The 13,618-nt window shown below is 58.1% G+C and carries 8 protein-coding genes and 5 pseudogenes; 2 read left to right on the top strand and 11 right to left on the bottom strand.

All coding sequences use genetic code 11. From position 1 onward, the window contains the following. Nucleotides 1-402: 402 nt before the first annotated feature. The 5 genes and pseudogenes from I6F28_RS17135 to I6F28_RS17115 form a co-directional block, all read right to left on the bottom strand. Nucleotides 403-1,122 carry a hypothetical protein gene (locus tag I6F28_RS17135; protein ID WP_225129530.1) on the bottom strand — a complete coding sequence of 240 codons (720 nt, stop codon included), beginning with the start codon at nt 1,120-1,122 and terminating at the stop codon, nt 403-405. A gap of 59 nt (nt 1,123-1,181) precedes the next feature. Further along, on the bottom strand, nt 1,182-1,931 hold the full coding sequence (locus I6F28_RS17130; RefSeq protein ID WP_225129528.1) for a P-loop NTPase family protein: 750 nt from the start codon (nt 1,929-1,931) through the stop codon (nt 1,182-1,184). Nucleotides 1,932-3,535: 1,604 nt separating this feature from the next. After that, a pseudogene (locus tag I6F28_RS17125) lies at nt 3,536-4,063 on the bottom strand (M16 family metallopeptidase); the annotation flags it as partial. A 231-nt stretch (nt 4,064-4,294) separates the two neighbouring features. After that, nucleotides 4,295-5,005, bottom strand: a complete 711-nt coding sequence (locus tag I6F28_RS17120) for a hypothetical protein (protein ID WP_225129526.1) — start codon at nt 5,003-5,005, stop codon at nt 4,295-4,297. Nucleotides 5,006-5,592: 587 nt separating this feature from the next. Then, a pseudogene (locus I6F28_RS17115) lies at nt 5,593-5,864 on the bottom strand (transposase); the annotation flags it as partial. 75 nt (nt 5,865-5,939) lie between these two features. Between I6F28_RS17115 and I6F28_RS17110 the strand changes: the two are divergent. After that, a pseudogene (locus tag I6F28_RS17110) lies at nt 5,940-6,905 on the top strand (IS110 family RNA-guided transposase). Between the two features lie 199 nt (nt 6,906-7,104). On the opposite strand, the pseudogene I6F28_RS17105 reads toward I6F28_RS17110, so the two are convergent. From I6F28_RS17105 to I6F28_RS17095, 3 genes and pseudogenes are all read right to left on the bottom strand, one after another. Beyond that, nucleotides 7,105-7,265: pseudogene (locus tag I6F28_RS17105) on the bottom strand (IS630 family transposase); the annotation flags it as partial. Further along, nucleotides 7,257-8,313, bottom strand: a pseudogene (locus I6F28_RS17100) (IS91 family transposase); the annotation flags it as partial. The pseudogenes I6F28_RS17100 and I6F28_RS17105, both read right to left, overlap by 9 nt. A 9-nt stretch (nt 8,314-8,322) precedes the next feature. After that, entirely contained in the window at nt 8,323-9,183 is an 861-nt protein-coding gene (locus tag I6F28_RS17095) for a tyrosine-type recombinase/integrase (protein ID WP_225129524.1), read from the bottom strand. A 725-nt stretch (nt 9,184-9,908) separates the two neighbouring features. On the opposite strand from I6F28_RS17095, the gene I6F28_RS17090 reads away from it, so the two are divergent. Further along, complete coding sequence (locus tag I6F28_RS17090; protein WP_225129522.1) at nt 9,909-10,094, top strand: hypothetical protein; 186 nt, start codon at nt 9,909-9,911, stop codon at nt 10,092-10,094. 239 nt (nt 10,095-10,333) lie between these two features. Here the strand turns inward: I6F28_RS17090 and I6F28_RS37780 are convergent, their stop codons facing one another. From I6F28_RS37780 to sctV, 3 genes are all read right to left on the bottom strand, one after another. Further along, on the bottom strand, nt 10,334-10,453 hold the full coding sequence (locus I6F28_RS37780; RefSeq protein WP_518513082.1) for a hypothetical protein: 120 nt from the start codon (nt 10,451-10,453) through the stop codon (nt 10,334-10,336). A gap of 428 nt (nt 10,454-10,881) precedes the next feature. After that, nucleotides 10,882-11,280, bottom strand: a complete 399-nt coding sequence (locus tag I6F28_RS17085; protein ID WP_225129520.1) for a tetratricopeptide repeat protein — start codon at nt 11,278-11,280, stop codon at nt 10,882-10,884. 217 nt (nt 11,281-11,497) lie between these two features. Further along, nucleotides 11,498-13,615 carry a type III secretion system export apparatus subunit SctV gene (gene sctV, locus I6F28_RS17080; RefSeq protein WP_225129519.1) on the bottom strand — a complete coding sequence of 706 codons (2,118 nt, stop codon included), beginning with the start codon at nt 13,613-13,615 and terminating at the stop codon, nt 11,498-11,500. Between the last annotated feature and the right edge of the window lie 3 nt (nt 13,616-13,618).

The following is a 13,618-nucleotide window of genomic DNA, read 5'->3' as shown; positions in this document are numbered from 1 at the left end:
TGACGGAATCATGGTTGGCGATTCGACGGAATCCCGAAAATGAAATTGCAAGGTTCCGACGCCCGAAGCATCAAACCCCTGCAAACGCAAAACAGTCCACAACGACAAATGCGATTCTAGCTCAATCGGAGCCACTCTTCACGGACGACTGCCTAGCTGCTCACAAGGTCAAGACAGTCATCGATCCTTTCGAGGACGGGCGTGTCTACTTGCGGCATCCGGCGAATGAGCTGACGTCAATTACCGGTCGCGCGGTCCGTGCGGACGATCACGGTAAAGATGCGCGATCCAAGCGAAGAGTCGTATACCGCAATTCATGCGTTCGCGTTGCGAACGCCATTGAAGTCATTGGTCAACGACCACTCATAGGCCGGACGAATAGATGGCGAGCAGACCGAAATCTCAAGTGGTCCTTGTGAAACGTAGGCTATCGATATCCGTCCCCCGCGATCGATAGGACCCTCGCAGCATCACACTCAAGTCCAGATCGCGAAACATGCTGTAATTCCGTCGGATCCATTGATGCAGCTCGGTGGACCAGTCCTTCTCGTTGCGCAGATATCCCGTGAAGGAAAAGCCAAGACGGTCTATATATCTCTTGAGGAACAGCGGAAGTGCGGGAATCCGAATCACCCGCTCGCCATCCATCGGATCAGGTAATCCGCCGCGCAGCACGAATTCATTGTGGACGGTGACCAGCGACGCCGGCGGAATTCGCCGGCGCAGCATTTCATAACCGCGAAAGGAGATACGGTCTGCGCCCGCGACGTAGAGGATGATAGGGGCGACATAGCAGCGCGCCGTCTCCTTCATGAAGCCAATCTCCTCGCACATCTTGAAGAATTCGTCGAAGGCGTGAAATCCGAGATCAATCACCTTGGGTACCCGATCGTGGATGATAAGAGGGTCCATCAGCTGCATCTTGCCGTAAGTGTCGATCACATCCGCGGTTTCCGTGATGTTGGGGAGGTAGTCGAGCAACGATGGCTCTTTCAAGTTGACATCAAACGACAGCGCTGTGCCGTTTTTCAGCAGCAAGAACTCGCTCATCGCCCGAGCGATGAGGGTTTTACCGACCTGCGGGCTAGGAGAGCAGATAATGTAGATTGGGGTCGCTAACATAGCCAGCAGATCAATTTCGTTTCGTACGTGGGCCCGGCCTGAGCTCGCCGAATATGCGATTACTTCTCGCCGGCACGGGTGGCGGACTTGGCGCCGGCCAATTCCGTCAAGTTGATGCGATCAAATTCGTTCCAGACATTTGCCAGCCAGTGCCGGACATAGCCGCGCAGCACGAAGGAGTTGTTCGCAGGTTCATCGTTCCGCCCCTTGTTTGCGACGAAGTCTATGAATGGGACGGATGCGACTTCCACCTGCTCATAGGCCATCTCGTTAAGCTTCGGTATGACCAACTCGGTCGCATGTTTGATGCGGTGAAAATAGGAATTGTATGTCGCTTGATCCCACTGGAAGAATTGAGTGTCGTTGATGAAGTTCTTGACTAGGTAGTACTTCGCGCCGCTCATAAAGGTCGCGGTTTCCGCGATCTCGTCTAGCGAGGCGATGGACGATCCCAGGATATGGAACACGGCGAATGTTATCTGGCCAGACCGCGCCGAGTCCAGAAATCCGATGTCGCGCAAGGAAGCCAGCGCAGAGGACAGTAAGCCTGCGCGAGCATCGATGACAGTGACGGACAGCCCTGAGTTCAGGGTATCGAAGATCTTCATCTGGTCCGCCGTCGTCGTCATGTCGACGATCTCGGTGATCTCGGGATAAAAGCGCTTCAGCGTTCCCCGCGGCGACTCCGTGTCAAATGCGCGTGTTTGCACGTTGTTGACGCTGAAGTAGTCCAGTAGCGTTCGTGATACGGTCGTCTTGCCGACACCTCCCTTGTCCGCACCGACCACAATTACAACTGGCTTCACCATGGAAATCTCCTGAGACACTCGCTATCGCGGCGCGCAAAGTACGCAACCGGCGCGTCTCTGCTTTGGGTGCGAACATGGCAGAAAGAAGGGGCAATGAACCTTCGATGCGAGAGCTCTGCAACCGATGAACGTTTTCAACATCAAGCGAGTGACGTCCTTGGATCGCAACGACGATGCAGGCCGAAAATGGAGAGTAAATCACTTGTACTGGTGATCTACGTGAGGTTTGTAAACGGCTGGAATGCGCGTCACCAAGTATCAACGGCTGCCTGTGGTGATCGTGGCGATTGCCATAGGATATCTATCGCTGCTGCTATGATTGGCATGAAGCGGCCGAATCTTACGTAGCGTCAGATTGCGAGCTCGGTGGAAGCGCAATCGAGGCGGTGCTACGCGGTCCAACTATGACTTGGCAGATCATCAAAGGTATGCTGGATCAGATCGTCGTCTTTTCGGCAGACAGCGAAGTGGCTGGTCAATCACTGAGAGATGACCCTGAACGACCGAACTCTCACTCTGCTGAAGAATATCGAGATATGCGAGCGCTGATGCTGACGCAAACAGCAAGCATGCATCTGTTCGCGCCGAGGCGAGGTATCGTGTCATGGGAACAGGATCGAAGGGTGCACGGGGCTCGCCGGCCGATGGCGGTGACGAAGCGATATCGAGGACGCTTCGTCAAAAGAAAGTCGGCGTCGAGCGACCGGGACGATCTTTGTCTTGGGCACAGATTTCGCCGATGAGGCTACGTGCAGGTCGAGAAGAATCTGCAGGGAATGAACGATGGCCTGGCGCGTGCGCGCTCTCGCTGGGGGGTGCGGCAGACGGTGTACATTACACTTTTGAAGCGCCCACTCTGACCACCTTTTTGATTTGCTAGGCAAGCCCGCCGGTGCGAGATGCGCGTCCAGTTCTCGTTTCTTCTGGTCGGTCGCGCTTTAGATAATTGGTCTGCATATTCGGCCTGGGCGTAAAGCCACGTCATGCTCACCTTCATATCCTTCATGGGGCAACCACCGAAGCTTTGTTAGGCCCCTAGAGCTCTAGGCGGCATCGATCCCGCTGGCGCCACGGTACGCACGCCAGCCGACCAGGGTAACGCAACTCGAGCACAACTGAATGCGATCAAGGCGGATGCTTACTGCAACAATCGAGGGAGGGGTGGAAAACAGGAAGTATCGACCTCATTGCTGCCGCCGAAGGCCGCGGAAAGTAGCGATCCCCTGCCGCCGCGAAGAGCTCCGATCCGGCGATCGCTGGTCAGGCCGGAAATGAAAAGAAATTAAGAACAAGCTATTTGGTAAGCGGTTATCTCCACGTCTGTGCCATTCCTCCAATGGCACGACCACAGTGAAAGCTCTGCCTCAGCGTAGCCCCCGCCGAGGCCGTCTTGCTTGGTGATGGCTCTATTTTTGCATTTCGCTACGCTGAAGACTTCACGCCGGACTGCCGCCTTGTTTGGCAAAGCGATTGAGCAAAAGCGGCACTCGAGCGGCCGCATGGTAACTGCCCGATGATCGAATATCTCCGCGAGCTAAAGGCGGGGGCTAGACACTCTGCGCGCAACAGGGAGGCGCTTGCTAAGCGCCTGGGCTGCTAGAAAGTCAATTCGGTGGCGCCGTCGGGGCGGCGCCTAGCTGCTCGGCGCCTGGCGGGGGTGTTGTCCCCGCTGGCATGGTGTTCGGCCGCGCTGCGTCCTTTGGGGAGCGGCCGACGATAATTGTGAGCAGACCCCCGCCCCACAGCCGCTGCGCTGCTCTCTTGGCGTCCTCCAAACGTCACCAAATCGACCATGGTGTTGTGCTTTTCGAAATAGTCGATGGGCAGCTTGTCAAGCTGACGCTGCAGCAGCGTTCGTGCCAGCTTTGATGATGTGTTGAGAGCCAGCGCTTGCGAGCCCTTCAGGTAGGACTTTGCATCATCGAGCTCCTGCTGAGTCGGTCCTTCCTCGGCGACGTGGCGGACCTGCTTCTCGATTTCTTCGACCGTTTCGTCGGCACGATCGGCGCAGGTGGCGCTATTGCCGAGAAACATGGCTGAATGATCCAGCGGACCAGGTTCTCACGGATCGAATAGACCAGTCCGCGCTTCTCGCGGACTTCGCGGAACAGGCGCGAAGTCAGGCCGGCGCCGCTGGGGACGTCGCCTCCGAGGAAATCCGCTCGATGGTCAAGGAGAGGTTTGGCGCGCCAACCATCAGGTGAACGGCTCGCTGAGCAGATGGTGGCGGCGGCGACAATGCGCACGACGCGTCAGGACAACTTGGCGTCAACTGATAGAATGGTAAACTTGCAGAAAAGGTGGATTGATCGGCGATGTGACGCCGGTGCAACTTTCGCCAGGCTCGCTGCACACATCTCGCTCTACACGATGAGTGGCTTGGCAATATTTCTCATGGTCGCGAGGCGGGAGTCGGCGAGCAACTCCTTGGAGTAAACTGCGCCGAAATAGTCCAGCAGGAAGGTGCCAGAATAGCGTAGATTATCCGACGCGCGGATTAGGTTATCGAGAATTGTGGCGGCTTGGTCGATGCGGTCGCGATAGCGTGCGCGGATAACGTTAACCGCGTTCATCGAGTGGACCGCCTCGTCGGCAATAACCTCCCGCAGCCAATGATGGAACGTGTTGTTCCCAAGGGCATCATAAAATGGCTTTTCTGCTGCATAGGCGCGGCAAGTGCACATCTCATCAAACGCGATTATAACCATTAAGGAGAATTCGTCCTTCAGGTGTTCAACGATCGCACCAAAATCATGCGTGCGGGCGTCCAATCTCGCCCGAAGATCCTTTTCCGACCCGTTAGCGACAAGTTCAATGATTCGGATGAATCCGTCGGTGTGGCGCCGTTCGTCAATCGCCCAAGCGTTGAAGAATGCCGCAGCTTCATCGGAAGCAATAAGATTTCGCGCCACTAATTCTTGTTTCAGATACCGGGCGTCATCTTCTGTGTACAGATCTGGCCACAATTTGTCCCAACGTGCGCGGACAGCCGACGGCTCGGCGGCGAACATCGCTGGCGTAAGAGCATCGAATAATTCTTTTGGACTCCAGTTCCGTCGAAACGGCGTGATCATCAGTGCCCCTAATCGCGTACCGTCCGAGCGCTCCGGCGCAACATTTGTCATCTGTTGTCAGCCGTACGCTCGCACGGCATATGCTACAAACAAACAAGAGAGCCGTCGTCTCCTTGTTTTGGTAGGCTGATGGCCAGAGGCCTTTCGGCTGGCTGACGCGTCCGCTTGAATGGCGCAGTAGCCTTTCGTGATGCACACGGCCGCAAAAACCGGGGACACTCGTCATTGCTAGTCGCCGGTGCAACACGGCCTCACCTGACTCTGGCGGCGCCGCCATGCTGACAGGCACCATAGTTTCAGCAGATCCACGACGCCGCCTGTTGAGGGGGAGGACTGCGGCACGTTTTGAAGCACAATGAGCGGCACACGTGGCATCGGATGGGAGGCCGGGGCGTCAATCGGATGTGGACCAAGGGGTGGTTAGTCTACGTCCCAGGAGATCCCGGCCGTTAGCCTCGTTCGCATAGTCTTTCTTATTTTTCGGAACTTGCGGCGATACTACTTGAGATGAGCATCGATGAGTATCTCTGGCCTTCTTCGATTTCGCTTAATGAATCCCTGTGCACTCCCGCCGTGCAAGCGCACTGCTAGAGCGTTAGCCGATCAAGTTGCGAGTAGCCTGCGACGGCGAAGTAGTTTGTGGATTCTGCGGGCGTATAGGTATCGATGATGCGCCCAACAGCATCCCAGAGGCCGCCGACGGTGCGTTCGGCGGCCTCTCGCAAATTTGCTGTGAGCTTGGCGAAGGCATTTTCGATTGGGATTGAGGTCGGGACTGTACGGGCGGAAGAAAGAGAAGCGTAGCGCCGGCCGCCGCGAGCACCTCCCGTATGCGCGGCCCTTTGTGGCTGGAGAGGTTGATGGGGTGGACGCCCCCTCACGCCATCGCTGTGCCAAAGTGGTGTCGTTGACCATCACTTGAACGGAGGCGTCCATGTCGGAAGTTAGCATAATCGGGTTGGATCTGGCGAAGAATGTGTTCCAGATGCACGGCGCGGATGCATCGGGAACCGTACTTTTCCGCAAGAAGCTGCGCCGGGACCAGGTGCTCAAATTTCTTGCCGCGCAGCCGATTTGCACGGTCGCCATGGAAGCCTGCGCCAGCAGCCATTACTGGGCGCGCGAGATCGGAAAATTGGGGCATGCGGTGCGACTCATCGCGCCAGACTATGTAAAGCCTTTCGTGAAACGGCAGAAGAATGATGCCGCCGATGCGGAAGCGATCTGCGAAGCCGTCCAGCGGCCGACGATGCGTTTCGTGGCGTGAAGAGCGAAGAGCAGCAGGCGGCGGCCGTTGTGTTTCGCGCCCGCGACCTCCTGGTGCGTCAGCGCACCCAAACCATCAATGCGACCCGCGGCCATCTGGCCGAATTTGGGATGGTGGTTGCGCAAGGCCCCTTTCATGTTGCCAAACCTATGTCCGCGATCGACGACCGACATTCCTGAGTTGGCCAGAGCGATCCTGCGGCTACTCGCCGAGCAGTTGCGATCACTGGGCGAGAGGGTGGCGCTGCTCGACCGATAGCTCGCCCGACGCGCCAAGGAGGATGTCGAAGCGAAGCGGCTGATGACAATCCCAGGAATCGGGCCGATCACGGCGACGGCGCTCTTTGCCCTGGCACCGACGGCGCAGGCCTTCAAGAGGGGACGCGACTTTGCGGCCTGGCTGGGGCTCACCCCGCTGCAGCGCTCCACCGGCGGAAAGCAGAAGCTCGGCGAGACATCCCGCATGGGCGAACGAACCCTGCGCCGACTACTGATCATTGGCGCGAGCGCGGCCGTGCGCTGGGCAATGCGCAAAGGCTCGACAGCAAATCCTTGGCTTGCGCGCATGCTTGCCCGCAAGCCGCCCATGCTGGTGATCGTCGCCCTCGCCAACAAGACCGCGCGCATCGTCTAGGCATTGTTGGCGAGAGGCGGAACTTATCGGGTTCCGGCTGCGGCGAAGTAGCTCCGCGGCAGGGACCGTGAGAGTGTGAGAAGGTCAACCGGAGAGTATGGCGCAACGGTTAACGAGACGGGATCGGGAAAACCAGATCATGGATACGCGCCTCGAGCACGCGAGGCTGAATTGGACCAGTTGGGCGTCTGGCGGAAGCATCGGGGATGAGCACCTTTTCGACATAGGTCTCAGAGGCATCGCGGTTGATCGGGCCATCGAGTACCCAGGGGGCGATGATGCCGCGGTTGGTAGAGCGGCTACGCAAGTTATTGTTTTCCAGTGGCCGTGAGGGACGCTGGCCCGCAGGCGTTCTCCGCGCGGGTCAGTCGGAGCGTTGCGGACGGCAAGGAGTTGACGGCAGAGGACGATTTTATCGTTGCGCCCGCCATTGGCGAGGAAGCCATAGTGGCGGATGCGATGGAAGCCGTCCGGCAGGGTGTGCAGGAGAAAGCGACGAATGAACTCACCGGCATTAAGGGTCATCACTTTGGCTTTACGATTCTGCCGAAAGTCCTTCCAGGCAAAGCTCACCTTGTCGTCGGCAAGCGAGATCAGCCGACTGTTGGCGATGGCGACGCGATGCGTATAGCGGCTGAGACAAGCCAGCACCTGTTCGGGCCCGCCGAATGGCGGCTTGGCGTAGACGACCCAGTCGGTCCGTCGAAGTTGGGCGAGGCGCTCGGCGAATGCGGCGGGATCGGCGAGATGGACGAGATCGCCAAAGAAACCCAGCTGACCAGCCGCGAAATCAGCTTGCAGCTCTTGCAGAAACAGGCGGCGGAACAGCCGGGAGAGGACGCGCACCGGCAGGAAGAAGCCGGGCCGGCAAGCGACCCAGTGTGTGCCGTCGAGTGAAGGTCCACCACCAGGTACGACGCAGTGGATATGCGGATGGTGTTGCAGGGGCTGACCCCAAGTATGGAGGACGGCGGTCACACCGAGCTGAGCGCCGAGATGCTTGGGGTCGGCCGCGATGGTGGTGAGCGTCTCGGCCGCGCAGCGGAACAGAATGGCATAGACCACCGCCTTGTTCTGGAAAGCAATCTCTCTGGCCGGCGCCGGCAAGGTGAAGACGACGTGGAAGTATGGCACGGGAAGGAGTTCGGCTTGTCGCTCGGCAGGCCATTGCGCGCGCGCCGAGCCCTGGCACTTCGGGCAATGCCGATTGCGACAGGAGTTGTAGGCGATGCGGGTGGCACCGCAGTCGTCGCATTGCTCGACGTGGCCGCCAAGCACAGCCGTCCGGCATGCCGTGATCGCGCCCATGACGCGCCGCTCGACGCGGCCCAGATGCCCGGCACGGGCTTGCCGAAATTGCTTCGCCGTAGCGGCGGAAGATATCTGCCACTTCCAGAACCGGAGCCATCAGGTCCGCTCAGCCGGGCGGCACGACCTCCAGGCGGAGCCGGTCAAGTGGACTTGGGGTATTGCTGATGGTCTTTGTGGCGACTTGGGTATAGCGCGCCGTGCTGGCCACACTGGCATGGCCGAGCAGCACCTGGATGATGCGTACGTCGGCCCCGTTCTCCAGCAGATGGGTCGCGAATGTGTGCCGAAGCGTATGCACTGTCACCGACTTGCTCAAGCCGGCCGCAGCACAGGCTGAGCGGCAGGCGGCGTGCAGCACATTTGGGACGAGCGGACGCTCGTCGTCGCGGCGGGGAAATAGCCATCGTTTTGGCCGAGTGAGCCGCCAATATGTCCGCAGAATCCTCAAAAGCTGCGGCGAGAGCATTACGTAACGGTCCTTGCCGCCCTTGCCGTGCTCGACCCGGATCAACATCCGTTGGCTGTCAATGTCGACAACCTTCAAGAGGACCACTTCCGATACGCGCAAGCCTGCGGCATAGACAGTGGTCAACGCGGTACGGCTCTTGAGGCTCGGGATTGCTTCCAGGAAGCGGACGACCTCGTCGGCGCTCAGCACGACCGGCAGTTTGCGCGGTTTACGCGCATAGGCGATGCGCTTCGGAACGGTGTCATGACCAAGCGTCACAGCGTAGAAGAACCGCAGTGCGCAGACGATCTGGTTCAGCGCCGGCCAAGACATCCCCGTCGCAACCAGATGAACCTGGAAGGCGCGGATATCCTCCAGGTCGAGGCGGTCGGGAGAACGACCGAAATACCGGCTCAACTTCGCTACGGCGTTGAGGTAGGATTGCTGCGTCGCCGGCGACAGATTGCGGACCGTCATGTCCTCGATCATGCGGCGGCGAAGCGGGCTGATCTCAGCCATCGGAAAACCTCCTGTCTAAAGGGTTGGGCTTCGAAAACCCGCAATCCTCTCAGACAGGAGGCAATCCTTGCTATGCCTCCCTACATGCCGCGCCAGCGGCTTCGTTCAATCCCCGACGATTCAGTCAGATGGCCTAACGCTCTAAATCAAGTAAACCGAGCCGCGGAAGGTTATGCGATTACCTACACGACCTGGTAGATCGCCTAGGGTTGCGAGATTAAGAGGATCTGTCTCTAAGCAGCATTTCGGTTGTCGACCGGCGAGGTAAACAACTGCTCAGTCTCGCTAGCGTCGATGAGACGGAGGAAGTCACAGTTGCGTGCCGTTTGCTGTTTATGGAGGCAAAGGGATGCCGACAAAGCATCGGCCCTCTTCGTCCTTCAAATCACCAATAAACGGATTACTCATTACTTCTGAGGATTCGAAGACAGGCCAGATCACAGTCGTCTGATTGAGATTGCAAGCCGAAACGTGCTTCGTTGCCGTTAGCTATTTCTACATTCCGCTATCCAACCAATAAACTGAGACAACGGGGTGCAGAAGCGCCCGGATGGAGCACTGCCGAGCCGGGTGGATGTGCGCCTTGTGGAAGACGTTCATTATCGGTCCCCCTCATGCCGACAAGATTCTGCCAACCATTCACGCCTTCCACTCCGACTGCTAACGGATCGAAAACGGTTTTCGAGCAAGTTCTTGCCCGGGATAGCAGGGGAGGAGATCCACACATGACCGGACTGGCCGTTATGGAAAACGTGCGCCGCTATCGCGCGATAGCTTCGTTGTGCCGTCAGTCCGCCGCATTTCGGCCAATCCAACGGGACTCATTACTAGTGCAAGCTGCGGAATGGGAGGAACGCGCGATCGCGGAGCTCGAGAGATACTTTAGTTCCTCGGCCGCATGTTTTCGTTAACGGCAGCGGGCGCTTCGCAGATTTACGATCGAACAATAAGTAAGGTTCACGAGGGAGAACGGTGGCCAGGTGATCCGGTTGCGCAAGCCAGCCGTCGTGAAATCATGTCGGCGTTGGCGCTACTGTCTTCAGCTGCGGCAAAGATACAAGCTGCCTGCTGGCGCATTTGGCATCTTTGTTTCTTGTTCCACTTGTTGCCCTGCTTGGCGGGATCAAGCGCCATCATCGAGTCGCTTACCTCAGCAAAACCAAACGCTGCTGCGCGAGCTTTCGCTGGGCGATTGGATGAGGACGAGCGGTTCGTCGCCATTGAGCCGGAGCTGACGTTCCAGGAGGATATCGCCTGGGTTGTTGGCCAACGGTGAGTGACGCTGAGATCTATCGTCGAGGTGCTTTCATCTCATCCAGCAAACTGAAGACTTTGAGATATCAACCCTGGCGGCTTGGAAATGAGCGAGTACGGCGGGGTTGCCATCGAAGATCGACCCGGAGGAAGAATTCGATAGCGCCGAATTCTTAGTAGAGACTATGTCCTGGAAACGTTTGGCCATCAGTTCAGTACGAGACATTGTTCGTGAGTCACCTCATTCATCCGTCGCGGATACACTTGGCGTGTGGTTGGGTTACTGATCCTGGTTATACATGTCGGTTTCATTGTACGAAATGATGTCGCTTCGCAGGATATTTACGTCTTGAGCCTCCACGGCGGCTAATAATCCGCTAGCTGTCGGTAAGCTGACAGACAGGCACTGAGCAGCTGCGATCGGCTCTTGTTCGTTGACTACCTCTAACGGTACGGTGCGTGCCGGCCATCCGCTTGCAGTTGTGGGTCCGGATTGCCGTTCTGCGTCGTCCCTTCAAGGGCGAGCGACAGCTTGAGATTGTTGCTCAACATCGGATTTTCTGGGTCAATTGCCAGAGCTTGGCGGTATAGCGTTTGCGCCTCGTGATGGCGGCCCTCGTGATCGAGCACAACACCTTTGGCATTCAGTGCGCGCAGGTCGCCGGGTGCTGCAAGCAAGATGTTGTCGAGCACCTCAAGCGCCTCATCAGGGCTTTCACGCATCAGCAGGCCCCGCGCAAGAGGAATTGCCGCATCGACATTGTCCGGTCGTTGCTTCAGCGCATCGCGCAAAGCCTTCTCGTCAGCATCCCTACCGAGGGCGTGTGAGATGCGATCGCGCATAGCTGGATCGACCTCCTTGGCCCCAACGAGCTCTGCCGTAGACGTCGGCTGCTGTGAAAGTCCCGACGTGTGCGAGTTAGCGCAACCCGCGAGCAGCACAATAGCAAGCATGGGGAGAAAGGCCGAGCACGAATGGCGACGAAAGTTACGCCAGCGCCGCAGAACATTAATCTTACATGAATTCATAAGCGACCTCACGACCCCACACCTGTGCTCGTCAGCCGGCCGCAGGCAGGAGGTCACGATGCCCGCCTGTAGGAGTCTTGTCCTTGCCAGGCGCAAGTTTGACGGAGCCAATCGGCTGGACGGTGAAATCCGAGGCGAGATCCTGATACGAGAGAACAGGTAGGTCTATTCCATTGCGGGTGAGAAATCCGCGGACGAAGCGGCGGATATCCATCGAGCCCAGGATAACTGGCTGGTTCTGACTGCGCGCGATGCTCGAATGAATCTGGCGAAATTGTGCAAGTAGCATCTCGCTTTGCCGATCCTCCAAAACGAGGTAGGGACCGACAGCGGTCTCGCGCACCGCACCTCGCACGATATCCTCGGTCTCACGCTCGACGATAAAGGCCGCCACAACACGATGGGCGTTGGCATAGCGGTGACAGATCTGCCGCTTCAGAACGGAGCGCACATATTCGGTGAGCAATACGGCACTTTGCTCCCGTTCGCTCCATTCTGCAAGCGCCTCCAGAACCAAACGGGTGTTCCGGATCGGGATGCCCTCGTCCAGCAAGCGACGTAGCACATCCGCGATGCGAGGGATCGGTGTCGTGCGCAGCACCTCCTTCACCAGATCGGCATATTCCTGCTCCATCCGGCTAAGCAACTGACGCGTTTCCTGAATGCCCACCAGGCGCTGAGCATAGCGTGTCAACGTCGACTGGACGCGCAAGGCGATGATTTCGCTCGGACGGTGGTGCCCTATTCCGGCAGCTTTGAGAGCGGGCGCGTGGCCTTGTTCGATCCAGATCCGATTCGTGTCTGGATCCTGCCAAAAGGGGATCCCGCTCAGTTCAATGTTCGCCACGTCGTCGTTAAGTAAGAGTTGTGTCGGGTCAATGGCGCCCTCTTCCACCGGCACTCCTTCGACATCCACCCGGAATTGCGATTGGGCGAGGTGCTGTGCGCTTTGGGCGGGAATGCGTGGAATTGTGATGCCAAGATCAGCTGAAACCAGTGCCGAAACCCGTGCGACGCACTGCTCGAGTTCCCCTATGTCGATTGCCTGCATCAGGCTCGGCGCTAGCAACAGCGTAATCGGAAGTGCCTCCGCGGGCACGGTTTGCTTCTGACCTTGTGCGGAAGCGGCGGCCGAACCGGTGGGACCGGCGCCGGCCTTGGGAGCGGTCTTGCCCTCTTGCACGCCAACCTTGAGAAAGCTGGCGGCGGAGAACAGCGCGGCCAGTATGACAAAGGGCGGCAAAGGGAAGCCAGGAACGAACCCCATCACAAGCAAGACACAGGAGGCCAAGCGTAGCGCTTGTGTGCTGGCCGTAAGTTGCTTGACGATATCGGCGCCGAGATTGAGTCTAGAAGGACCGTTGACACGAGTGACAATGGTTGCGGCTGTAATTGACAGCAGCAGGGCCGGAATCTGCGAAATGAGCGCATCACCGATCGTCAGGATGGTATAATGATGCATCGCCTCCTCGAGGGACATGCCCTTGGAGAGCGATCCGATCGTGATGCCACCCAGCATGTTGATGCAGATGACTATTAGTCCGGCTATGGCATCGCCCTTCACGAATTTCATAGCGCCATCCATCGCGCCGTGCAGTTGGCTTTCTCGCTCCAGCGCGCCGCGCCGGCTGCGGGCTTCGTGCTGATCGATATGGCCGTTGCGCAGCTCCGCGTCGATCGCCATCTGCTTGCCCGGCAGCGCATCGAGCGTGAAGCGCGCCGATACCTCCGCCACCCGTTCGGCGCCCTTGGCGAGAACCATGAACTGCACCATGGTCACGATCAGGAATATGACAATGCCGACGGCGATGTTGCCGGATATGACGAAATCGCCGAACGTATGAATGATGCTGCCGGCATCGCCCTCGGCTAGGATCAGTCGCGTCGTTGCAACGGTAAGAGCGAGACGAAAGACGGTGGAGATCAGGATGACGCCCGGCAGGGACGAAAAGTCGAGCGGCGTGTTGAGATACAGGGCTACCATCAACAGCAATATGGCAAACCCCAGATTGAAGCCGATCAGCATATCGATCACGACGATCGGGATCGGCATGATCATCATTCCGATCGCCAGAAGAAGCATCAACGCGACCATCAAATCCGGGTGAGCCGGCGCGCGCGTGATGAGATTTCGTAGAAGGTTGGCCATGAG

Source organism: Bradyrhizobium sp. NBAIM14 (genome assembly GCF_020193895.1).
GTDB classification, from domain to species: Bacteria; Pseudomonadota; Alphaproteobacteria; order Rhizobiales; family Xanthobacteraceae; genus Bradyrhizobium; species Bradyrhizobium yuanmingense.
Note: the sequence above shows the minus strand (reverse complement) of the source record. Positions and strands in the feature narration are given on the sequence as shown.